General features: G+C 55.3%; 18 protein-coding genes. 9 read left to right on the forward strand and 9 right to left on the reverse strand.

The features are described 5' to 3' along the window. The first annotated feature begins 22 nt into the window (after positions 1 to 22). Together RDV48_24120 and RDV48_24125 are read left to right on the forward strand one after the other, a co-directional pair. Complete coding sequence (locus tag RDV48_24120; GenBank protein MDQ7825911.1) at positions 23 to 1,441, forward strand: PQQ-binding-like beta-propeller repeat protein; 1,419 nt, start codon at positions 23 to 25, stop codon at positions 1,439 to 1,441. Between the two features lie 21 nt (positions 1,442 to 1,462). Beyond that, positions 1,463 to 2,863, forward strand: a complete 1,401-nt coding sequence (locus RDV48_24125) for a hypothetical protein (protein ID MDQ7825912.1) — start codon at positions 1,463 to 1,465, stop codon at positions 2,861 to 2,863. Between the two features lie 202 nt (positions 2,864 to 3,065). On the opposite strand, the gene RDV48_24130 is transcribed toward RDV48_24125, so the two are convergent. Then, positions 3,066 to 4,493, reverse strand: coding sequence for a serine/threonine-protein kinase (locus tag RDV48_24130; protein ID MDQ7825913.1), 1,428 nt, complete (start codon positions 4,491 to 4,493; stop codon positions 3,066 to 3,068). A gap of 38 nt (positions 4,494 to 4,531) precedes the next feature. Between RDV48_24130 and RDV48_24135 the strand changes: the two genes are divergently transcribed. Next, on the forward strand, positions 4,532 to 4,792 hold the full coding sequence (locus RDV48_24135; GenBank protein ID MDQ7825914.1) for a hypothetical protein: 261 nt from the start codon (positions 4,532 to 4,534) through the stop codon (positions 4,790 to 4,792). Between the two features lie 175 nt (positions 4,793 to 4,967). After that, positions 4,968 to 6,008, forward strand: coding sequence for a type IV pilus twitching motility protein PilT (locus tag RDV48_24140; protein ID MDQ7825915.1), 1,041 nt, complete (start codon positions 4,968 to 4,970; stop codon positions 6,006 to 6,008). A 67-nt stretch (positions 6,009 to 6,075) separates the two neighbouring features. Here the strand turns inward: RDV48_24140 and RDV48_24145 are convergent, their stop codons facing one another. Both RDV48_24145 and RDV48_24150 read right to left on the reverse strand, forming a co-directional pair. Continuing rightward, positions 6,076 to 10,797, reverse strand: a complete 4,722-nt coding sequence (locus tag RDV48_24145; protein ID MDQ7825916.1) for a tetratricopeptide repeat protein — start codon at positions 10,795 to 10,797, stop codon at positions 6,076 to 6,078. Positions 10,798 to 11,533: 736 nt separating this feature from the next. Beyond that, entirely contained in the window at positions 11,534 to 11,728 is a 195-nt protein-coding gene (locus RDV48_24150) for a hypothetical protein (protein ID MDQ7825917.1), read from the reverse strand. 319 nt (positions 11,729 to 12,047) lie between these two features. Here RDV48_24150 and RDV48_24155 point away from each other — a divergent pair, with 319 nt between their 5' ends. Continuing rightward, positions 12,048 to 13,490 carry a serine/threonine-protein kinase gene (locus RDV48_24155; protein MDQ7825918.1) on the forward strand — a complete coding sequence of 481 codons (1,443 nt, stop codon included), beginning with the start codon at positions 12,048 to 12,050 and terminating at the stop codon, positions 13,488 to 13,490. A gap of 504 nt (positions 13,491 to 13,994) precedes the next feature. Here RDV48_24155 and RDV48_24160 read toward each other — a convergent pair. Next, positions 13,995 to 15,248, reverse strand: coding sequence for an ATP-binding protein (locus RDV48_24160; GenBank protein MDQ7825919.1), 1,254 nt, complete (start codon positions 15,246 to 15,248; stop codon positions 13,995 to 13,997). 338 nt (positions 15,249 to 15,586) lie between these two features. On the opposite strand from RDV48_24160, the gene RDV48_24165 reads away from it, so the two are divergent. Continuing rightward, positions 15,587 to 15,748: a hypothetical protein gene (locus RDV48_24165; protein ID MDQ7825920.1), complete on the forward strand. Its 162-nt coding sequence runs from the start codon at positions 15,587 to 15,589 to the stop codon at positions 15,746 to 15,748. 49 nt (positions 15,749 to 15,797) lie between these two features. After that, complete coding sequence (locus RDV48_24170; GenBank protein MDQ7825921.1) at positions 15,798 to 16,274, forward strand: DinB family protein; 477 nt, start codon at positions 15,798 to 15,800, stop codon at positions 16,272 to 16,274. 70 nt (positions 16,275 to 16,344) lie between these two features. Here the strand turns inward: RDV48_24170 and RDV48_24175 are convergent, their stop codons facing one another. The 4 genes from RDV48_24175 to RDV48_24190 form a co-directional block, all read right to left on the reverse strand. Further along, complete coding sequence (locus RDV48_24175) at positions 16,345 to 18,675, reverse strand: HNH endonuclease signature motif containing protein (GenBank protein ID MDQ7825922.1); 2,331 nt, start codon at positions 18,673 to 18,675, stop codon at positions 16,345 to 16,347. A gap of 261 nt (positions 18,676 to 18,936) precedes the next feature. Beyond that, positions 18,937 to 19,524 (reverse strand): ankyrin repeat domain-containing protein, encoded by a 588-nt coding sequence (locus RDV48_24180; protein MDQ7825923.1) that lies wholly within the window; start codon positions 19,522 to 19,524, stop codon positions 18,937 to 18,939. A gap of 59 nt (positions 19,525 to 19,583) precedes the next feature. Next, the gene (locus RDV48_24185) at positions 19,584 to 20,090 is read right to left on the reverse strand and encodes a hypothetical protein (GenBank protein MDQ7825924.1); all 507 of its coding nucleotides are present in this window, start codon (positions 20,088 to 20,090) and stop codon (positions 19,584 to 19,586) included. Next, complete coding sequence (locus RDV48_24190) at positions 20,030 to 20,254, reverse strand: hypothetical protein (GenBank protein ID MDQ7825925.1); 225 nt, start codon at positions 20,252 to 20,254, stop codon at positions 20,030 to 20,032. The genes RDV48_24185 and RDV48_24190 overlap by 61 nt, the downstream gene beginning before the upstream one ends. 207 nt (positions 20,255 to 20,461) lie before the next feature. Here RDV48_24190 and RDV48_24195 point away from each other — a divergent pair, with 207 nt between their 5' ends. Both RDV48_24195 and RDV48_24200 read left to right on the forward strand, forming a co-directional pair. After that, the gene (locus tag RDV48_24195) at positions 20,462 to 21,385 is read left to right on the forward strand and encodes a class I SAM-dependent methyltransferase (protein ID MDQ7825926.1); all 924 of its coding nucleotides are present in this window, start codon (positions 20,462 to 20,464) and stop codon (positions 21,383 to 21,385) included. 115 nt (positions 21,386 to 21,500) lie between these two features. Further along, on the forward strand, positions 21,501 to 22,070 hold the full coding sequence (locus tag RDV48_24200; protein MDQ7825927.1) for a DinB family protein: 570 nt from the start codon (positions 21,501 to 21,503) through the stop codon (positions 22,068 to 22,070). A 329-nt stretch (positions 22,071 to 22,399) separates the two neighbouring features. Here RDV48_24200 and RDV48_24205 read toward each other — a convergent pair whose 3' ends face one another. After that, a complete protein-coding gene (locus RDV48_24205) occupies positions 22,400 to 23,389 on the reverse strand; it encodes an ADP-ribosylglycohydrolase family protein (GenBank protein ID MDQ7825928.1) in 990 nt (329 codons plus the stop codon). Between the last annotated feature and the right edge of the window lie 234 nt (positions 23,390 to 23,623).

Raw genomic sequence — 23,623 nt, forward strand, 5'->3', positions numbered from 1 at the left:
ATCATGGAAGGGATTGATGACCATGGATATTCAGCCAATGCGGATGAGCGGGGACCTGGGACAGGTCACCCGGGCGAAGCCGGTCGATGCTCCCGGGACCGTGACGGACAGTGTTTCGATAGGAGGGGGCGGCTCCGGCGGGAGAAAGATTGATCCCGCCCTTATCAGGGAGGTTTTTCACCGGCCTGAGCTCAAGACCATCTGGAAGATGATGATTCCCTTTTCGTACGGCCATGACAGGGCAGTGCTGCCGATGGAAGACGGGAGCGTGTGCGTGGGAACCTACCACCAGATGACCTGTCTCGATGCCGGGACCGGCAAGGTCAGGTGGACCAGGGAGGGCATTGATGATTATTTCGGCGGCGTGGACGATTCAGATTATCACGGCGGCAGGCTCTATATCAGGCTTCACGATGTAGACCACAGCAATAATAATCACGTGCAGGTGCTCGACGCGCTCGATGGAAATGAGAAATGGAAGCACCCGCTTGCAGATTACGAGTGTCTCCGGGTCAGTGACGACGGGGATGTCAGGATGAGGGAAAAGAATGGCTTCGTGGTGCTTGACGGCAACGACGGAACTGAAAAGAAAAAGGTGATCCTCAAAGAGGTGGGCGATGATACCTACGTGGAGCTCAAGGCGCTGAAGAAGGACTATGCCTCGGTGGTCTGCACTCCCGCTGATATGTACGCGCTTTCGCCCGACGGCGAGGTGCTCTGGAAAGGCGGGAAGACCTTCGGGGCGGCGGCTTTTGTGGATCGCGGGGTGGTGTGCGAAGATAAGGGGGAGTTCCCCGTTCTGAGAGACTCACAGAGCGGGGAGATTCTCTGGAAGAGCCCGAAGGGAAAGCTGAGAATAGATCGCCTCTCGGACAGGGAGCTCTATGGATGTGACATCTATGATCTCTATTGCCTTGATCTCTCCGACGGGCATGTGAAATGGTCACTCAAGGGTGAGCAGGACCATTACTCCGTCATCAAGGCCATCGATCCCGACGGCACCCCGTACGTAGCAAGGGGAAACCGCATGGAGGCCCTCGACCCCGAGACAGGAAAGCCCCGGTGGTCGGTCCCGCTCCCGGTGGAGCAGACGGAAAGGCGGCTTTCCGCGAAGCAGCAGGGCGACATGCTGTATCTCAGCGACAGCAGGAGACTGTATATTGTGGACGTGAAACAGGGGCTCATGGTAAACCAGTATGTCCCTGAAGAGGGCTCCGAGATAACCAGCTATACTCTTTCGCCCGATGAAAAGCTCTATGTGCAGCTGAGCCAGCAGAAACATAAGCATGACGGCTCATCGGTCCTTCACTGTATCGATTTGAAGCCACCCTCGGCGAAGGCGGGGAAGGATCAGGCACAGGATCCGCCGGGGGAATCGATTGTGGAGATGGACGACTGGGTGGTCATAGGGGGAATCAGGATAGAGCGGGAGCAGCGGTAAGGCACGAGAGGAGGCTTTTCAATGAGCTCACAGGAGAAGAGGAGCAGGCCCGTGCTCTTATGGATTCTCATTGCGGCAGTTCTTCTTGCCGCTTTCTGGCTCTATTTCGGAGAGACTCTCTTCACAAGGGAGAGCTCCCTTCTGGGTGCCACCTGCCAGCCTGCGGAGAAAATCCCGCCTGAAGAGAACGCCTGGCCTGAGTATGAGAAGGCTCTGCTGGCCATGCAGAAGGATGAGTGGGAAAAAGGCCCTTTCCGGGAATGGTGGGTGCCGCCCGGGAAGGAGAAGTCGCGCTTCACCGCTGAAGAAAAGACGTTCCTGGACAGGTTCCGGGGTGCCTTCAGCGCGCTTGAGGCGGGAGCTTCAAAGCCCGGGTGCCAGTATCTGGAAGAGGAGCGCTCATCGGCGGTGGCCCCCGTTCCTGCACAGCTTCGCATGCTTGACAGGCTCATATCCCTCCAGTGCCGCAGGCTCTTCCTGGAAGGGCGGTTCAGGGAGTGCGCCGAGCTCAGCGTGGCGATGTACCGGTTCGGCGCAGACCTCTTTGACCCCCGCTCAGGTGACGTCCATGCAATAGCTTCCATCTGCTGCCTCGAGACTGCCTGGTGCTCCCTCCAGGACCTGCTCAACAATGAGGCCTCCGGGACCTCCTGCGCAAAAATGATTTTCAGGGGAGTCCATGACGCGAACCTCAGGATGCCGACAGCCTTCCAGTTCGTAGAGGCGAGGTACAGATGGCATGACTGCACCATTGAGGATATTGTCCTCCATGGAAGGGGCGACAGGTGGGGGATTTATTTCCCCGATACCATCAGTCAGGCCCGAAGGCTGTCTCCCCGTGCCAGGAAGATCGTAGTCGATGCCGTGGTCCGTGCCCACCGGGATGCCCTTGCGGCTCAGGAGAAGAACCTGAAGAGCTGGGACTTTGAAGCCTACAATGCCCTGTCAGTGACCCATACGGGGCGCGTTCCTCACAGTAAGCTCATCCTGATGTCACCCTTTCTGCCAAGCGCGAAAACGAGGGCATGTTCCTTCCTGTTCACCGCGAATCCCGACAGCCTCGAGCTTCACCATCATTTTTTTTCACAGAATACTCCTGTTATGGAGCTTTACCTGATCAAGGCCGACGGGGTGGCGCTGGAGGCCATGGCCGCAGTCGTGGCATATAAGGCCGCCCATGGAGAGTACCCGGGAAGCCTGGAGGACGCTTTCAGGCAGTTCACCTTGCCTGTGCCCGGCGATCCTGCAACTGGCACGGCGGTGAAATACCGTCTTGAAGGAGGCAGGCCTGTCATATGGCTCCCGGGACTTGACCGGAAGGATGACGGTGGCAAAGAGCCATACCGGCACAATGCTACAATAATTCTCGAGGGCACCGACCTGATATACCGTCATGGAGAGACGCCGCCCTACCGGAAATAGAAACTGCCTCTCCGGTGTCCACCCGTTGACAATCGATTGCCGCCACGTCAGGCCGGACCGCATTACTCATTTAGTTTTCTCTCATCCTCTATCTGTCTGGTATATCTCTGTAAGATGTCACCTTCACTCTTCAGCTTTTCCTGAATTATTCTCTACACATCCTCTTTTTTTCGGGAGGCTCCCCGCCAGGCACCTTTCCTCCTCACCGCGGCTTTGTCGCCTTTTTCACAAAGGGGAGGAGGACCTGGCGGGCAAACCCGGCAAACTGCTCAACATGCTGCGGGGGAACCCTGGTTTCGAGGCAGTAGAAGATAAGGTAAGAACCCTCTCCCTCAACTATCCACCCTGAGGGCCACAGGCTGAAAGTGAACCTGACGATGTCCTTCATCGGGTTCTCGGTAAAGGCATCAACTATCTCGGGGCGGAAGAATTTCTCAACAGCCTTTCTGTCGGGGCCTGTGACAAAAAAAATCTTTGAGAAGGAAGGGCTCTCACTGAAATCGATATCGGGATCCTGGCCGAATACAGTGAAATCCAGGATCGATTCTCCCCGCATGAAGAATCTCGGGACGCGGCCTCTCACCAGGGTTATGAGCGCGACGGTGTGGCGTACCGGGCTGTTCCGGCCCTCACTATGGCAGTAAACGACTCTGACAGAAAAGTCCGCCGCCGGAAAAGTGCCGAGATCATCCAGCTTGTCGAGAAGGGGCAACAGTGCCTTACCGGTATAAGGGTAAGGGGTCAGGGAAAACCTTGACAGAATGGTGAGCACGGCTTTTCTCTCGGCCTCCATCTCTCTTCTGGTCTTTGACGAATCATCCTTGAAAGTGATCTGTTTCAGGTCCAGGAGAAGCTCTGTCATCGACTGATAGCGCTCTCCCGGGTTGACGGCAAGGCACTTCATTATGATGCTCTCAAAACCGGGGGAGACAGAGCTGTTCTGCTCCCTGAGGGGGGGCAGCCTGAAATGATATCCGGCGATATCCCGGTCAGTCAGCAGGTAGTAGAGGGTGGCTCCGAAGGAATAGATGTCGGACCGCTGATCTGACTGGCCTGAGCCGTATTGCTCCGGAGGGGCGAAGCCCGGCGTGCCGAGTGACTGGGTGTCCCGGAGCTTCACGGGGCTGAAGTACCTGGCGATTCCAAAATCCACCAGCATTATCCTCTGAGTCACAGAGGAAACCATGATGTTGGAGGGCTTGAGATCTCGGAATATGACGGGCTCCGGTCTGAGATTGTGAAGATACTCGAGGATTGACGCGAGCTGGGTCGACCAGGCGTGGACCTCCCCGGCTTTGAGCTTTCGTTTTTTCCCCTTGTGGAGCTCTTCAAGGTTTTTCCCGGGAATATACTCCATCACCAGATAGTGCCGCCTGCCGGCAGAAAAGAAATCCATGATGGAGGGAAGGCCCGGGTGCCTGAGGCGCCTGAGAAGCTCCGCCTCCCGCCTGAAGAGCTCCTCGTGCTCGCCATGATCCCCGGAGGTGCCCTCCGGCTCTTCAATCTCCTTCAGAGCGAGCCGCTTCCCCGGCTCATTGACGGCCTCGGCGAGGTACACCGACCCGTATGAGCCCCTGCCCAGAATCCCGAGTATCCTGTATTTTTCAGCAATGATCCCGCCAGCTTCCATGTGCTTCCTCTCCCCCCGGCTGCGGGGCGAGCACTACTTTGCCAGAGGCTCTCACAATCCCTCCTGTGCCCTTTGAAAGGGTTCCGGAACTGACGACTGATTGCCGGCTCTTCACGATACTTTTTTCCCGGGACGTCTTCGTTCATGACAGAACTGATGTGTTTCTTCATATCATCGAAAAGACGGGAGATATTCTCTGCTACGGCAACCCGCAGCCCGAAGAGATGCTCCGGGAGCAGATAGAGCGGGTAAAAGAGATCGAAGCACTCACCGGGGAGGCACATGCAGGTGAGCCGTGAGCTGCGGGAAAAGGAAAGTGCTCCTTCTTCTGCGAGCATGCTGTCAGGCGGTACGGGGAGACCCGCAAGGAAATGCTGCAGAACAGGGAAAATATAATTGAAAAGATTGTAAGCAAAAAGGTTTTCTTCAGTCCTGAAAGAAGTCATGGTAAAACAGAGAAAACGAGGATCCACCATGGAAATCACCGAACTCTTCCAGGACACCATCTACGGCGGCGGCACCGATCTTCACCTCAATCCCGGCTATCCCCCGATGATACGAGTCGAGGGAACGATAAAGAAGATGGAGGGGGCCCTCCTTGACGCGGACATGATTTACGACCTCATTGCCCCCATCCTGTCAGAAGAGCAGAAGGCTCTTCTGGACAAAGGCCATGAAGTGGACTTTGCCTATGAGCTGCCGAACTTTGCCCGATTCAGGATAAATGTCTTCAAGCTCCTCCGCGGCATCGCCGTGGCGTGCCGTATCATCCCCCTCACGCTCCCGGATTTTTCGGAGCTGAACCTTCCTTACCAGTTGAGCGATCTGGCCTCTCTTGACAAGGGGCTTATCCTGGTGACGGGGCCCACAGGCCATGGGAAATCAACGACCATTGCCGCAGTTCTCTCCATCATTACCAATTCAAGGGATGATCACATCATTACCATTGAGGACCCCATAGAATTTGTCTTCCCCACCCATAAATGCCTTGTCTCCCAGAGAGAGCTTGGAACTCACACCCTCTCATTTGCCTCGGCGCTGAAAAGCGCCCTCAGGGAGGACCCAGACATCATCATGGTCGGCGAGATGCGTGACGTGGAGACGGCAGCCCTCACCCTGACGGCTGCCGAGACAGGGCACCTGGTCTTCTCGACGCTTCACACCAACTCTGCCATGTCAACGGCACAGAGGATCGTGGACATGTTCCCCCCCCACCAGCAGCAGCAGATACGGGTACAGCTTGCCGACAACATCAGGGCAGTCATCTGCCAGACCCTCATTCCCAGGAAGGACAACATGGGAAGGGCACCGGTCTGCGAGATTATGTTTGGAAGCCCTGCCATAAGGAACCTGATCCGCGAAGGCAAGACCCACCAGCTGGAAACGGCCATCCAGACCGCCATCAAGGAAGGGATGCAGACCTTCGACCAGTCTCTCAAGCAGCTTCTCTCCAGCGGCCTTATCACGAGGGAAGATGCCATGGCGAGGGCAAGCAACAAGAATATTTTCTCCTGAGTGACGGACCTGCGGCAAAGGACCTTACCGGGAATTCATGGGAGCGAAATGGTGACAGCGAGGGACTTCAGAAAGCGCCGTCGAGCTTCAGAAGGTCAAGAAGGTGAAGCGGCTCCCTGAATTCAAGGGATTCCGGCAGGGGGAGGTCGAAGGGAAGCGCGAAAGAGTCTTCAAGAGGAAGAACGAACTGGGGTGCCCTTGAATCCTCAATTCTCTCGCGCCACCTCTCATAGGTCCTGGCATCGCTTGATTCGGCGTTGCGCATGGCATCTGTGCAGGCGCCGTAGTCGTTGGTGATCTTGTAAAGGGCTGCCTTCCCCAGCCATGGGAGTGCCATGCGGGGATTAAGGGTGAGTGACCTGGTGAAATAATTCTGAGCTCTCTCGTGGTCATCGACGGAAAGTGCCGCAATACCGCAGTTATAGCAGAGAGCCGCATTTTTTTCCTCCCTTGCGCAGAGATCGGAGAAGCACTTGAGGCTTTCCCTGTAGTTCCCCATGAGAAACAGAATAATCCCCCTGAGGTTGCCCGCTGAAAGGTCTTCCGGCCTGTAATAAAGGGCCCTTGAGATGCTCTTTTCTGCTTCGCTGACGTTTCCAAGCTCCTTCAGGATCTTTGACTTGGCGAGATGGGCAGGGAAGCTGTCATCAGAGGTCCTGAGGGCTCTCTCGATACATTGCAGGGCCTGGAGGCCGCGGCCGCTCTGGGCGTAAAGAATGCCAAGGTTGAGCCAGTGCTGGGCATTGTCACGATCATGCTCCAGGGACTGCCTGAAATATTTTTCCGCCTTTTCCTGCTGGCCAAGGTGCCAGCAGGTGGCGCCAATAAACTGGTAAATGAGCTGAGCCCTGTGGGGATTGACAAGGAGGGAATGCTCAAAAGACTTCAGGGCACTGTTATAGTGGCCCTCCTGATACCCGGCGATTCCTTCAAGCAGGTAGAGGCCGCTGTCAAGGCTGTGTGACGCCAGGGCTCTTTCCAGATATTCTGCTGCTTTCTTGCCGTCCCCCGTCCTGATCGAGAGCACCGCAAGGCCTTTCAGAAGGGGAACATTGTGAGGATCATAGACGAGTGCTCCTGAAAGAAGCGAGATGGCTTCGCCGTACATTTTTGAAGAGACGAAAGAGGAGGCCCTCAGCAGAGAGAAGAAGCCGCTATGGTCTGAGGTCTGTATGCTTCTGTAATAATTGAGGAACTCCATATTTGCTCCAGACTCAAGGAGAATCCCGGCCTTCTTGGCGACGAGAAAAGAGGAGCCGGGCTTTCTGGCGAGGGCATTGTCCATCGCTTCGAGAGCTTTTGTGTACTCCTTTCCCTCCGCGGCAAGATGGGCACTGACATAGGCCGAGGTGATGTCTGCTTCGCCGGTTGAAGAGAGCTTCCCAAAGTAGTTGGCAGCCTCTGTCCAGTTTGATTTCATCTCGTAGCTCTTCCCCATGCCGAGGAGGGCCGCGGCATCGGAAGAATCAAGCTTGAGGCTCTCGGAAAAGCATAGTGAAGCCTCGGCAATCCTTCCCACATACAGCTCCAGGAAGCCCCTGAGGTTCCAGTACTCGATGCTCTGCTTGGGGAGCTTCCATTGGGCCATCTGCTTGCGGAGAATTTCGGTCACGAGCAGGCAGGCCCTCTCTTCATCATGGTGCTGTATATAGTGCCACACGAGCCTCATCCATGAAAGGTGGAAAGAGGGAAGGAAGCCTATCATTTTTTTGTGATAGTCCTCCAGGGTTTCGCGGGGAGTATGAGACGGCGCGCTCTCTATAAGATGGCGGTAAAGCCCCGGGGAGCGCGGGTGCTTTTCTTTGAAAAGCCTGAGGCAGCCCTCGGCCTTCTCGTTGTCACCCAGTGCGCCCAAGGCCTTGCCGGAATAAAAGAGGGCGCCCGGGGATTCCGGCTCTCGCTTCAGGACCTCGCTGAAAAACCGGAGGGCTTCTTTATGGTCGCCCTTTTCGAAAGCTCTCAGGCCCTGCATCAGGGCCATCCATTCTTCTCCCTTCGGCTCCCTTCCGCCTTTACCGAAGAGTCCGCCCAGGATGCCTCCCCCCCTGCTCTTCTCGCCCTCAGCGGCAGATTTTTCGATCAATGAGAGCAAGCTTTTGCTCCTTGCGACTTCAAAACCCATATCCATGGACTTCCTGAGTGAATGCCTCGCCTTGCCTGGATCGCCCTTGATGAAATAAAGCTGGGCCGCCGTGAAGAATACCTGGGGGTCCTGAGAGGTCTCCTCCACCAATGAGAGGTAAACCAGGGCATCGTCCACGCTGCAGAATATTGAGAGAAAGGTTGAGAGCTCGTAGGAGGGACTGGTGAGGGTAATGGCATTGAACTGGCTTATTTTTGAGACGATTGCGCTCTTTTCCCTTATCCAGTGAAGTGCTGAATCAGAGACATGCTTTGCCTGGCCTGAAAGGCCGGCCTCTTTCTTGATCTCCTCGCAGAGAGAGACGGCTTTCTCGTAGAAGCCCATCTTGAGGTTGAGGGAGGCGATCTTTGTCTTTATTCTGGTGGTGCCTGCGTCAAGATGGAGCGATTCAGTGAGGAGCCTGAGGGCTTCGGAATGCAGCACCATCTCCTCAAGAAGCTGTGCCTTTGCGACGATAAGATCGATGTTGTCATTTTCTATTTTCAGCGCATGATCAATGATGCTGAGGGCCCTGCGCAGGTCTCCGAGCCCCTTGTAGCAGCCCGCCATGCCAAGGCGGACTTTCAGGGAATGAGCCTTGAGGGTAAGCGCTTTCTGAAAGACCTCGAGGGCTTCGTGGTGAAGGCCGGTCCATGAGAGGGAAGAGCCCAGGTGATAGAGGGCTTCCATATCGCCCGGATTTATCTCACTGGCTTTTCTGAAGCATTTGACCGCCTCTTCATACTGGAATATGGCCATGAGGGTTTCCCCCTTCGCAATCCAGGTCTCTTCGTGAAGGGGGTTCTCCTCAAGATCCATGGTGAAGTAGTCAAGCGCTTCCAAGTGCCTTCCTGCGAGTGAAAGGACCCTCCCCCTGCTTCTCTGCATTTCGGAGTTCCCGGGAGCGAGATCCAGCGCTTTTTCCAGCGAGTCCAGGGCTTCTTCGTGCCTGCCTTCAGCGGCAAGAAGATTACCTCTCTTATGCCACAGCTCAGGGTGCTCCGGGCTGATGGCAAGAGCGCTGTCAAGTGCTTTTGATGCTTCGGCGTTACTGCCGAGGGAAATCAGGGAAGAGGCCTTTTCCATAGTGGCGGAGAGTGATCTCGGGTTGATGGCGATAGCCTGCTTGAAGGCCGTGAGGGCTTCCCTGTGTCTTCCCATGGAAGCCAGGATTTTCCCCTTGTCGCTCCAGTCAGTGTCCGAGAGCATGTCATCTTTTTCCGGGACTGCGAAAGGCTGACCGAAAAGCTCGCCATAGGTTGATTGCAGAGCCTGGTAAAGCGTATTGAAATCATGGTGTCTTGACTGGCGGTCCTTTTCAAGGCATTTCATGGTAATCTGTGAGAGGGAATCCGGCACATCGGCATTGAAGGCCCTGGGAGGCTCGGGATCTCTGGTGAGATGGCCCAGAATCACTTCGTCGGGATCTTCATGATAGAAGGGGTTTGTGCCGGTGAGCATGGTGTAGAGGAGCGTCCCGAAAGAATAAATATCGGAAAGAGGGGTCAGGGCTTTCTTATCAGAGAAAAGCTCAGGAGCGAAGCACGAGAGGACGCTGCAGAGATCGGGCAGCGCCGCGCCCCCTTCTTCATTGTGGCGGGCAAGCGAGATAAGCTTTCCATCAGTAAGCTCGTCGTCGAAGATTCTCAGGAGACCGTAACCTATGATGCGGGCCACACCGTTCCGCGTGATAACGACGCTCGAGGGAGATAAGCCCATGTGGAGCAGCCCCTTTTTCAGATATGCATGGTGCATGGCCGCGCAAATCTGGAGAGCATATTCAAGGGAGGTCTTGAGAGGGGGGAGCTCATTTTCCAGCATGCTCTCAAAGCTCCTGGCCGGCACATACTCGAAAAACACGCAGGGCTCCTTTTCTATTTCCCTTATGGACTTCGCAGCCACGATATTCCGCTGGCTTTCAAGGCTCAGAAGCTCTCTGCCGTGTTTCAGGAACTTCTGAATGTGACGGCTGTCAGAAAGGAACTTCGTTTTCATGGTGTACATCGTGAAGAGCTGCCCATGCTCCAGGTCAAGCACCGTGGCCGAGAGATCCATCTTTCCCGGCATCACCTCTATGAGGGCAAACTTGTCCTGAAAAATCGCCCCTGGTTTCCAGCGGTGGAGCTGGTGCGAGTAGGTGCCCTCCATGCCGTGAGCTTCATCGGGAATCAGCGGGTGGCTTTTGCTGTCAATAAAAGGGAGAGAGCGCTCAAGGGTTTCCCTGCAATAGGCTGCGGCATCGTTGAAATTACTGAAGGAAGGGAGAAAAAGGCTGTTCTGATAGAGATAATCCTTAAGAGGCCTGTCGATGCAGGCGGTCGGCACTTCCTGGAGCATTCTGCAGAGCTGGTGAGCCACGAAGGTGAACTTGTATTCGATGAGATCGCGGGTATTCTTGCCGAGGGAAACAGGGTGAGGAGCCTCGCCCTCAGGCTCTTCGAATTCAAAAAGCCTCAGGATGAGCTTGAGGCCATCAATAAAATAGAACCCTTCGTCGCCTCTGAGCATGAGAAAGAGCGTGGGAATGTTCTCGTTTTCAACATTCTTTATGCGGACTCCGAAAAAGCCCTGCACCTTTTCCCATGAAATATGAAGCTCATGCTCTTCAAGGCTCAGGAAGAGATTGTAAGGTGTGCCCCGGCACCCGGTGACTCGAGTGAATTTCATTGTGATTCCTTTATCTGAAACAGTTGGCTATTCTCAGCGGATCCCCGGGCTTCTCTCAGTCGGCCCGGGACCTATGGCCTCCCGGCGATTGCTTTGATGCAGAAAATCCGGGGTTTCAACTCTCCGGCAACAAGGAGGCGGAGAAATTGCTCACCTTGTTCAAAAAAGAACTCTTAGCCTTATCCCGGGGTGGGAAAATATATCTGCGCCCTTTTGTTATTTCTCTAAAGATGGAGTTCTTCCTGTTGACGGGGCTTCCAATCCCTCTTTCAAGGATATGACTTGCTCAACCCCCATATGCGAGTTTGAAGCTCCGTAATCCGCTCTCTTTCAGATGCTTTTTTCATCTTTCAGCACCATTCATAGAATTTTACCGTGACCATCACCGCCCTCTTCTTCTGGCCCGAGTCCGCGGTGCCCACCTGCAAGTGACCTGGAATTCGGGACAGGGCAGGATCATAAGGCTCACCTCTTCAAAGAGCCGTAGGTAATGCCCCCGGCCTCCTCTGCGTGCGGCTCCCCGGGACGTGATGGCGAAGTGCAGCGCCGAGGGGATTTCCTGAGGGGTGAGGTAGAAAAACACCTGGAGTATCTTGAGAAACTCACACGCAAGACCGCATAAGCGGCCCCAGACCAAGCGACCACAAGCCCCGGACAGGGGCTTTTTTGTTTCCCCGCATATTGCTCGGCACGCCTTGATAAAACGTTTACACAAATCGAGAAAATGCAATTCTGTTCAGGCTACTTTATCGCGGGATTTCATGTCAGGGTTGTCGCCACCCTGCCACCAGTCTGCAAAGGAGCTCCGTGCCATCTTTTCTTTCAGGTAATCACTCAATGCACCACCATGGAGGTCTTTTATCTCTTCATAAATCTTTGCCTGGATCGCATTTTTCATCTGCACGCAGTCAAAGCCCTTATTCTTCATCAAGGCACACCTCCTTTTCCATAACACGGCAGCTGTCCTCTGCAAATTCATCATCAAATACTCCGCCGAAGACTGACGTGTCAAGATATAGCAACAAATGCAATCACCGCCTCAATGAGATCCATATCCATTTTACCATGGATACCTCCATGGAGCAATGGGCGCACCTGTGTGAGCCTTCCCAGGGGCAGCACTCGGTAAGCGCGAGAGCGCATATTCTCTCCTGTGACAGGAATCATTCAGGATGGCAGGTAATTTTATCTCATGGCGGCCCGGGAGCATCACCTCACCTGGGTGATAAGCATAGAGGCCATGGAGACTTATGGATAAATCCGATATAATTGCCGGTAAGTACAAGGTTGTTGAGGTTCTGGGCAGAGGCTCCTACGGGACTGTCTTTCTTGTCGAGGAGCTGAACAGCCCCGGGATAAAGCGGGCGCTCAAGGTGCTCGATGAAGCAAGGATTCCTGAAGAGGAGCGCAGCCACGTGCTGGAGCTCTTCCGGCGGGAGGCGAAGCTGCTTGCCGATCTGTGCCACCCGGGCATCCCCTCCGTCACGGATTTCTTTTCCTCAGGCGGGCTTCACCATATGGTCATGGAATTCATTCCCGGAATGGACCTGGCGGCTCTCAAGGAGGCAAGAAAAGGCAGGTTAGGCTGTGATGAGGTCCACAGCTGGGCGATTCAGCTCGCGTCAATTCTGGAATACCTCCATAATCAGGAGCCTGATCCCGTCATATTCCGGGACCTCAAGCCCTCGAACATCATGCTTTCCTCGAGTCTCTATAGAATAATGCTTGTTGATTTTGGAATAGCCCGTTACTTTCATCCCGGGAAGCTCAAGGACACCCAGTTTCTGGGCACGCCGGGGTTCTCTCCTCCGGAGCAGTATGGCTCAGGCCAGTCAGACCGGAGATCCGACATCTACTCCTTCGGTGCCACCCTCTACTTCATGCTGACCGATGAGGACATCGCCTCCTTCCATTTCAAGCTTCCCCCTCTCGGGCAGCTGAACAGCTCAGTTCCTCCCAGTCTTGAGAGCATCATCATGAAATGCCTTCCGATAAATCCGGGAGAGCGTTACCAGTCAATGACGGAGGTGCTGACGGAATTGGGAATGGTGGAATTCAGCTCCCACTCCAGTGAGTTCATCCAGGAGCGCTCACAGGAAAGGAGAGCACTGAGCACGGTGCTGTCGAAATTTTTCCTGGGCGGATTTCGTGACGGCATCCTGCATTACCCCTTCCTGAGTGTGGATGAGCGTAAGATCGGCACTTTCTCGACGGCTGAGTTTTCAGGCATATTGGTGAACTTTATAAGGATAACTATGAATGGAGTGGAGTGCCACACCGTGGCGCTGGTCACCCTCGAAGGAGCGTCTTTCCCGAAGTTCTTCATGCGGAGAGAATCACTGCTGGATATCAGGTTGTTCTGCGGGGACCCTGATATCGACTTCAAGGAGAACCCCCGGTTTTCAAAGAGCTTTTATCTTACCGGGCCTGACAGGGAAGGCGTGAAGGATTTTTTCCGCCCCGAGATCATAGAGGCCTTTGCCGAAAACCCGATGAAGGGCCTCGTGAAAATCGGCTTTCTCGCGGTGCCGGGAATAGACTGGATCGTGGAGGCGGACGGGCCCCACCTCATCTTCTATTTCCCGGGAATAGAGTTCCCGAAAAAATTCTGTCAGCAGTTCGTGGAGCACGCCGGCAAGGTCCTCCTCCCCTTTGTGAAAAAGGCTTTGCAGTCACGGAATACCGGTGGATGAGCAAAGAGGGACCGACCAGGTTACGCAGTTGCCCCCCGATTCAGGCACCCTTGAAGGCCATGCCCGCGGCATTCACACAGGGCATTCTGTGCAACGACGCCGCTCATGTCAAGCGGGTCCTCTCTCCCAGGCTGGCCCCAACAACCCCGTCACCCTCTCCGACCCCCACCACCTCGCCCGGCGGCGCAATCAATGAGTTTTGCATGGGCGAGTGCGAGGTGACTAACCTGGAATAGACAACGAAGGCTTCAAGACCTATCCTGCAGGCTATGCGCCGACTCCCCACACCCCCGCTTTCGCCGGTGACCACAGGCCCGCAGAAATGATTACGTGGTATTATATGCCGGTGTAATGCAACTGGAAGAGCCAGCAGGCCGGGATTGATCCCGGCGAGTAGTGCTATGCCATCACCGCGGCTAAGCCTCTGAACGACACGCCCACGGTGGAATTCAACGCAGGTATGCATCGCGGGTCAGGGGACATTCTCCCGGCGGGCAGGCTGATTCAGATCATCTTTGTCCATGGGATCGCGACAATCTTCTCTCCCAGATATTCCGCCTCGGCTCCTGTGTGGATAAGAACTCCTGTTTCAGCTTCAGGATACTCCTTCATGAAATGGCGGAGTCCCGCAGTATCCTCAATGCGGGGCCTGCTGGTGTATTTTACCTCTATTGGCAGGAGAGAGCGCCCATGCTCGACCACAAAATCCACTTCCCGCCCGGAAACGGTCCTCCAGTAGAAAGTTCTGGCGGCAGGCATCATAAGATCGCATTGAATAAGAATGTGCAGCAGAATCAGTGATTCGAAGTATCCTCCCAGCTCCCTGGATTTCCTGAGCGCGTCAGCGCTGAAGTATCCCCCCAGATAAGCTGCAAGGGCAGGATCAAGAAAATAATATTTCGGGCTTTTCACAAGCCGGCTCGTGCGATTTCTGTGAAACGATGGGACTCTCTTTAAAAGACAGGTCACTTCCAGAAGAGTGAGGTATCGATATACGCTGGACTGGCTTATCCCCACATCCCTGGCAATCCCTGTCTGGTTGACCAGTTGTCCGCTCCTCAGCGACAGGGCCTCCATCACCCGGCGGAATTCCACCAGGGAATCAACCTGAGAGAGCTGCCTCAAATCTCTCTCCAGGTAGGTGGCAATATATCCTTCCCACCATTGAAGCCATCCTTCAGGGGATCCGTACTCCATGAGCGCCGGCATGAACCCCCTGGCCATAAGAACGCATGGATCCTCAGCGTGATCCTTTTTTCTTAACGATTCAATTGAGAAGGTGCCGGCGAGCAGACTGCCTAAAATGCTGTGAAAAGGACGGCTTTCCATCTCAGAGTACGACATCGGGAAAAGGTTGAAATAGACAGCTCTCCCGCTGAGGCTCTCCGAGACCTTTTCCATGAGCAGCAGATTCGCCGATCCTGAGAGAAGGAACCTGAGCGACCGGTCCCTGTCAACAGCTTCTTTTATGGATGAGAGTATGGATGGCGTCTTCTGCACTTCATCGATGATAATGCGCTTTTCAGAGATCCAGAGCGAAATCGGCTCCCGGCGTGCCAGGGAAAGAGCCGCATAGTCGTCCATGGTAACGTACTTCCATTCCCGAAAAGCCTTTTCCCTTGTCAGGAGGGTGCTTTTCCCTACCTGGCGGGCACCGGTAAGAACAACCACGGGATGGCGGCTGACTGCCGATTCGATCCTGGGAGCAAGCAGCCTGTTTTTGTATTTTAATGCAGACTCAGAATGATTGTTATTCATAATTAGAATTATACCATGAAATAGCGGTGAGTTCAACTGTTGCCTGCGCCTCTGGCGGGTTTCAGAAAGAGAGCCACTCAGAACTCTGCGCACTCAAGAAAAGACGCAAATTCAGAATAAGAGCTTTGCCCATTTTGAGGGAGTTTCAGCTCGCTCTCCCGTCTTTTTCCCCGCACTGACGCACCGCTTCCCGGAATTTCGTAGATTTTCGGCCTCCTTCACCGCTCTTCACCAGGAACTATTTGGACTTTTCCGGCAATTTATTGTATACTATATGCGGAGGCCGGGGGAAGCCGAAATCAAGCTTCCTGCCCTCCTTGACGGCTTCAGGATCCCAGGTGACCTTTCGCCCTCTCTCCGACGAGTTTCATAAGGCAAAGGAGGGCTCCTCATATCTGTTCTTCTTTGCAGAGGCCCTCAAGAAAGGCTCCGACAATCGACTGCTGAGAATGGAAGACATGGACAAGTATGATACCGTAAAGAAAATGATATCCCGATGAGCCAGCCCTGCCGCAGATGATTGTATCTCTTAAAAATCAGGAGGTTACCATGGGCTACTGGAAAGAATTTTTCAACTACTGGCAATTGACTCACCAGGCATTTCTCAACATGGTGAAGCGAGTTCCCGGGGATGCTCTCGATTTCAGGCCGACACCTGAAAACTATACTTTGAAAGAGCTGCTCCTCCACATCATCGAATGCGAGCGGGAGATGACAGAGGGGATAAGAAGAGGAGAGCTCAGCGAAGCGTATCTTGAGACCTGTCAACCCCCACCGACGGGCTCTGTCCAGGAGATTTACGAGGCCGCCCGCAAGACCCATGAAGAGACTCAGCGCGATTTTTCAGGTCTTTCCGACGATGAGCTGATGAGACCGATCAGGGTGGCCTGGCTGGACAAATCGAATCCTGCCATATCCCTTCTGATACACGCCTTTGAAGAGCTTCTCCATCACCGCGGTCAGGCCACTCTCTACTTTCGCCTGCTCAAGCTTGATCCGGTCAATATTTACGATTATTCGAAGTGATAGGGTAAAGGAGGAGACGCCCGAAGGGAAATAGTCGCATTTGTCTTTTGTTTTCTCTTCTTTCTTCCATTTAAAGGCCTCTCCCGCCGCGGGGGAAGATGAAGGTGAGATTGTGAGGAGCCGTGCCCCTGATGACGAGGTGGCCCTCGTGGAGGCACCGCAGGTGGTGGGCCCTGCAGAGGGTGATGAGGTTGCCCCCGGTCGTGGGGCCGCCGTGGGAGCGGTATTTGATATGGTGGCCGTGGAGGTTGCGCCGGCACCGGCAGCCGGGGGCCTGGCACTGGTAGTGGTCCCGGGCGAGGACGCGGCTGTGGAGGTCCCTTTTTTCGGGGTGGTCCCAGGCAGCGAGGAAAGTGTCAAGGAGGGCCTCGATAAAAAGGGCAAGGTCCTGCCCGCCAGGAGCGGCTCCTTCCGGCCTGCCGGCGGCCCAGAGCCTCACCGCGTGGTTCCAGAGGGGAACGAGGTCCCGTTTCAAAAAGAAGCGGATGAGGGCACCCCTGTCCGAGAGGTTTGGCCCGAAGGTTCCCGCTTTGTGGGGGTCCCCAGAGAGGATGGAGAGGATCCCGGGGAGCTCTGGAAACTCCCGGCCCTCGGTGACCTGCCAGACTGTGACTTCCCCTGAAAAGTGTCCCCCCACCTCGTGTGTGCATTTCTGGACTGGAGCATCCAAACCCATATCCCCATTGGGTTCTGTGCCATTTGATGCAGGAGCGGGGAGGGGCCCCACCCTCTTGACGGATCTCCCCGTGACGGCCACCTCGAAGGCCTCGGGATGGAGATCCCACTTTTTGTGGACAGCCCTCTTCGCGAAGCGGAGGAACCCCTCGACAGCCTGCATGAGGGTGGCCACCGGCACTTGCTGGGCGTATGAGAGCCACGCCCCCTGGACGCGGGTCCCCTCAATGAAGACCCTGGCAAGATGCCGCGCCTGCTCTGGCGTGAGCTTTCCCGCCTGCACGAGGTCGAGCATATCGGGATACTCGAGATAGCTCCTTTCTGATTTGATTAAGGAATACGCGGTGCTGCGGGACATTCCCAGGCGCTCCCTGGTGTAGTGCCCAAGGCTCAGGAAGAGCATGTCCCTGTAGAGGCCGAAATTGTTGAGAGTCCGCAGGAGCCTTCCCTGGTAGAAGGAGAGGGAGTGGCGCAGAGCCGCCATCTTCCGGAGGCGGGCGACCGTCTCGAAAGGATCGGCGGCAGGGAACCCCACCTGGGACCCATCAGGGACCCCGACGGCGGTATCGGCATCGGGCCTGTGGTGTGCGGGAGCCTGGAATTCCGTGGGAAGCTCCACCGCGACAGCTTTCCAGGGCAAAAACTCCCAGAGATGAGAGACCTCTTCGAGGTCCTTGTGGACCTGCCGGGCAAGCTCTTTTTCCCGCTCGCCGAAGGAGGCCTCGTCATCGAGAGAGCCGATGGCACCCGCCAGGGCGCCAAGGAGAAGTGCCTTCTCCTCGATTGCAGGAGCAGCCTCTGTCTCCCTGGAGCCGGAAGCATCAGGGCCATCGTGGGAGTGTGCCCCATCGCCGTGGGTGGCGCAGGCTCCCTGGGAGTCATTCCCCTGCTGGCGGCAGAGAGAAGTTCCCGCGGCCTCCCGGGCCTCAGGCCTCCCTGTCCCGGAATCCTCCGGTGCCTGCAACGTGGTGCCCTGTGCACCGATACCCTCACGCGGCGCCGAAGCGGCGAACTCCGCAAGAAGGGCCTCCACGAAGCTCTCCGAAGGGAGCTCCGCCTCCTCGATCCTGCGGAAGACCTCGAGGGCCCGATCCCATTTCGCGGCAACGGAAAAAGGAACCCGCGCGCTCACGGCGAGGCTCCCTGCGTCCTCCTCGTTGTCATCCCCGGCGACAAGGGAGTCAATGCCGGCCTCCCCGGCACCGGCTTTAAAACGCTTCACCTCCTCTTCGATTTCTCTCACGGTGGACTGCATGGCTTTTCGGAGCCACTCATGCTGTGTCTCAGGCGTCACGACCTGGAAAAGATACCGCAGCGCGCTCTTGCGCAGGCGCCCCTCTTCAAGAGCCTCCCTGATAAGGGGGAACTTCTGCAGCTCAAGGGCATTCCGCATCAGCTCATAGCAGTTCCTTGATGAGATCCCCAGCTCTTCTCGCACAAAGTCGCCGACACGGACATAACCGAGCTTCTCGAGCTGCCCGTCAAGGGAGAGAAGGGCCTCCCCGATGAGAAGATCGAGTGTGACCCCGGCATGGGAGAGGCACCAGAGGTTCCAGTCCAGGACCTCCGCGGTGAGATCGCGAAAGATGTGCCGGCAGTTCGAGCGCGCGAGCACCTCGTCGGCGCCGTACGTGACCAGCGGGAGGCCGGGGACAGCTTTGAAAACCTGCCCGCCCTCCATGACGGCCTCGTAGCCTGGATACTCGCGGATCACGCCGGTATTCAAAATATCCTCCTTTCATCAATATGGATAAGAAGAAACTTATGTATCTCTTATATCAATTATACCTCATTGCGTTAAGAAAGTCAAAAGATGTGACAGCCTGAAAGCCTGTGGTTATCGGGATTGAAGGTCGTCGCCAGATGGCCGTCAGAGGGCCCGGGAGGTTCTTTGTGCGATTTTTCCGCCAGGTGGCCCTTAAAGGCTCACCAGCGAAGAGAAATGGCCTCCTGCGGCAGGGCGGGGAGGCACGGGAGGGAATGGGTGTTATCTGTTCTTTTCCCGCAGGGATTTTTCCGTGTCCTTGAGGCCGAAGGCCTTCGCGATATCACGGGGCTTCATGCCGAGGGAGTTTTGTGCATCGGGACTGCCGCCCCTCGTTTTCATGATCTCTGCTATTTCCGGAATGCCGGATAAGACTGACATATGGAGAGGCGTCATGCCGTCGATGGTTGTGGCGGTTATGTCAGCGCCGTTTTCAAGAAAGAGGAGTATGGCTTCCCTGTTCGGGGCCATTGCCGCAAGGTGAAGGGGGGTATTTCCAAGCCTGTCCCGCGTGGTGAGAGGGGCTCCCCTTGAGAGGAGCAACTCGATTGTCTCCCTGTGTCCGGGGGACCTTGCGAGCCAGTGAAGGACTGTCATGCCGAGGTTATCCTGGAGATTGACAAGGGAGCCGTCCTGATCAAGCAAGGAAGTCACTTTTTCCAGGTCATCCTTAAGTGCCGCCCTGTAGAAATCACTCCCGAGGGGATGGGCATCGCAGGTGTTCTCGAAGGGAACATACTGCGCTTCTGTCATATTTTTCCACTCCTGTTCATGCCTGTGTTTTGCCGCCCAGTCATGGCTTCTGGACATGACGTTCTCCCTGTTTTTTTTATTGAAGAGCCGCCTGGAAAACTCCATGTGCCGCCGCCTTATGGTGTACCTCTCAGGAGGAGATCCTCGAGAAAAGCACGGTCTCTCCTGTCAGCCTCTCTCGTCGTGTCCTTGGTGCGCAGGAGTATCGATACTGAAGCGAAGGGGATTGGTACGCCCAGAGCAGCATCAATATCAAGTGAATCCGCGGCGTCTTCATAGGTGACATTGCATGCTTTTCCAAGAAGGTCAACAGTAATCACGTCATTTATCCTGATAACTGAATATGAGGTGATATCCTCCGGATCTATTTCAAGGGCAGCGCCGTCAGGAAGCCGGCCAGGCGCTTTAATCACTCTCTCCATGTTCTCGGGAGAGCTCTCCACAAGCAGATCGATATCGTGAGTCCCCCTCACAAAGCCATAGTGGTTGAGTGCCATCCCGCCGATGATGGCATACTGTGCCTTCTCTTCATTGAGAGAGCGGCAGACAGTGACAAGATCCTCTATAGTGGGCGGTCTTGCGTAGCTTTCTTCTGGGTCGCAATCAGTTCGTTCTCCATCCATAGCTGGGCTTCTTCGAAAGTCCGGAACCGGAAGACTCCTTTCGGGACAGTGTGAGGTGCTTTTTTCAGTGCGATGCCGAGCCTGAAGAATTCGTTGAGTTCGGAGAGAGAGGGCTTTTTCCCTGTCTTTCTCTTCCCTGCAACTTTTATTGAAAATTCTTCCATGATGTTCGCTCCGTGCCAGGTGGTGCATGCTGCGGTTTCAGGTGCAAAAACACTCACTCACATTATCATATATTATTGCCTCCAAGTCAACCTCGGCCCATCCCTTCCCATGCTCCCCGGGATTGACTGGCGTCAAGGGAAGCCTTTGTATACAGAGGCCGGAGACAGCGGCTGGAGGAAAACCGGAAATCATGGTATGATCGGGTCATGGCAGATAGCAATCTTCCTCGCGGTTGTGGCATGGGCGACATCAAAACCGGGAAGTTGGAGTTGAGCGACGTGTCGAACACGGGCCTGCTCACCGCCTTCTGCCATGCCGTCGAGAGCCGGTCGAAGGAGCCCCTTCTCGAAGACCCGCGTGCAGAGGCCATCGCCGATCGCCTGAAGCCCATGCTCGAAAGTTCGCCCGAAAGGCTTCTCCGGAGCATCGCCCGGGGCAGGTTCCAGGCTGGCCTTGTCGTCCACCTCGCTCTCCGCGCCAGGAAGTACGACCAGTACGCCCGGGACTTCGCCGCACGGCACCAGGGCGGCTGCGTGGTCAACTTGGGGTGTGGCCTGGACACGCGCTTCTGGCGCATCGACGACGGCTGCCTGCAGCTGTACGACCTCGACCTCCCGGAGATGATTTCCCTCAAGCGCGAACTCGTGGAGGAGACCGACCGTTACCATCTCATCGGCTTGTCCGTCCTCGATCACCTCTGGATGGATAGCCCTGCGGCCGAGCAGGCGGGCCCGTTCCTTTTCCTGGCCGAGGGGCTGCTGATGTACCTGCCGCCCGACGGCGCCCGAGGGCTGATCCTGGAGCTTCAGTCGCGATTCCCGGGGAGCGAGCTGGTCTTCGAGACCGTCAACTCGGCCTGGCTCGAGCCGGCCCTGAAGTGGATGATCAATCTCAAGCTGCAGAAGGTGCTGGGTCTCGGAAAAGGCACGGAGTTCCGGTTCGGCATCCGCGACGGCCACGAGATCGAGGAGTGGAGTCCCGGCATCCACCTGCTGGAGGAGTGGAGCTATTTCGACGAGGACGAGCCGAGGATCGGCCTCATCCGCCGTTTCCGCAACTGGAAGCTTCTCCGCTGCGCGCAGTGGACGGTTCGCTGCCTGCTAGGGAAAAGAGCAGATGAAAAGGAATGATATTATGAATCCACGCCTTGCTCAATGGTGCAGTTACCTGGCTGTTATTCCAGCGAAGCGGGTGGAGGTTTGACAAGGGAAGGCGCATGGCAGGAAATTGAAGGGAGGGACTGAAATGGAAATGCTTGAAGGTTTTAAGAGAACGTACACGAAACTCGCTGATACGACGCTGCACCTTATGCGTAAGGTGCCTGAGGGGAAGGAGGGCTTTACGCCTCCTTCCGGGGAGTTTATGACCCTTGGGCAGCTCATGCATCACCTTGGTGATACGCAGCTGTTTTTGAGAATGATTTTTGAGGGCTCCCTGCGGGAGCTTGACAAGAATTTCCTTGAATACATGGGCTCGCACCCGAGTTCCACCAAGGAAGAAGCGATAGCCCGCTACATGGAAGAATACCGCAAAGTGATGGTTTATATCGACAGGATGACGGAAGAGGAATTCGCCGGTGCCGTTCACTATTTCTGGACTGTCAATGATGAGCCTCTTCCCTTTATCGCCTTTAACATTATCGAGCATAATGCAAGCCACAAGTACCAGCTGTTTATCTACTTGAAGCTGATGGGGCTTGAAAACATCGATTCATTCGCGCTTGCCGGCGAAGATACCGCGCCCCGGGACAAGATCATTGAAATGTACAAAAAGGCTCATGAAGAATACGATAAAAAGCATGGGGTACACGCGTAGGCTCTTCTGGCACCGCGGTATGGCCCGCCGCTCTCATCTGCTCTGTTGAGCCATCCAAAAGAACGCTTTGAGCGAGAGAGGCAGGCGGTGCCTGGCCCGATGGCTCTTCTCTGATAGAGTTTGTACCTCTGTTATATCGGGGGTGGCCGGGGCAGTGAAGGTGTGCATTAAAAGACTCTTAGAAAGAAGTAAATAAGGGCGAAGCTCAGGATATGTCGAAATGGTATACTGATCATGGCATGCAGGTGCCCCAGTGTGTCCAGGACTGGATTAACAAGGGAAAGGGAAATTGAGGCCCGTTAATTGTTACTATGAGAGTCTGTCCCCACTCATATCGCCATCCTGGCACAGAGGGCTTCTGCGATTCCCTTGACCCGTGCCGGGGTATAATGATCTTCGCGAACCCGTGCGAGCCAGTGACGGGGTATGTGCGCCAGTCCACCGAAGGCTCCGCAGATCGAGCCGGCCATTGAAGCTATGGTGTCAGTATCTCCCCCTATAAATACAGCTTCATGAATTACCCGCTCAAAGGACTGCCAGTTCGAGAGGAAACAGTATATGGCCATGGGCACAGCTTCCCTGGCCTCGATACCGTTGCCTAGAATCTGAGCCATTTCTGAGGGCTCACGGCGCTCAGCCAGGCCCCGCGAAAGTATCTGCAGGGCCTCCCGGTAAATAGTCGTATCGTTGGGGAGTTTCTCAAGAACCTCTCCCAGAGACTGCAGGAATTCGCCGGTCTGTAAAGGCGCGGGCATCCTTATTGCAGCCGCTACAGCTGCCGCCTGCACTATTGCTCCCTGCACGGCCAGGGGGTGGGAATGGGTCGTGATTGAGGATGTGCGCGCGGCCTTTATCAGGCCCGCGGGATCTCTATGGAAATAGCAGCCGATGGGGCCCGCACGCATTGCGGAACCGTTCCCGTAGGAGCCCTCGGGGAACATGAGGGTGGCCAGGGCACGCCAATCCGGAGGATTGCGCTCAAAGGACTCGAGTATCAGGGCCGTTCCTGAGCCATATCGTCGCGCCGGCCTGAATGATTGATTGAACCGGGTGAGCAGGCTCTTTCCATCGAGCTGGGGATCTTCCAGGAGCCATTCAGCCACATCGAGTGACATAATGGTATCGTCAGTAAATTGCCCTACAAGCCACTTACGGCCAAGAATTTCCTCCACGTGCTCAATAGCAAGCATATCATCAATGGAAGAAAAAGTCTTGCGGATATACCGGGGTGATTCACCCTCGACGACTGCACCGATGATATCCCCTATCATACCGCCGAGGAGGCTGCCCGTGAACCTGTCGCAAAGTCTCTCATTCATGGAAGGTCTTTCAATATCGAATATCCTGCATACGCACAATTGATTTCCATACTACTATAACAGATTTTTGCATCTTTGAACAGCTATACCACAGGGGCTCTGCATAACGTGTAATCAAAATTCCTGCCATGAGGGCTCTTTGTGGTTATACTCCAGAGCATAAGTAATTGCAGCATTCTAAATTGCCAAATGAGCATGGATACTTAACTCTGGAAACTATGATGCTGCAATTTA

The organism is Candidatus Eremiobacterota bacterium (assembly GCA_031082125.1).
Classification (GTDB): Bacteria; Vulcanimicrobiota; CADAWZ01; order CADAWZ01; family Ess09-12; genus Ess09-12.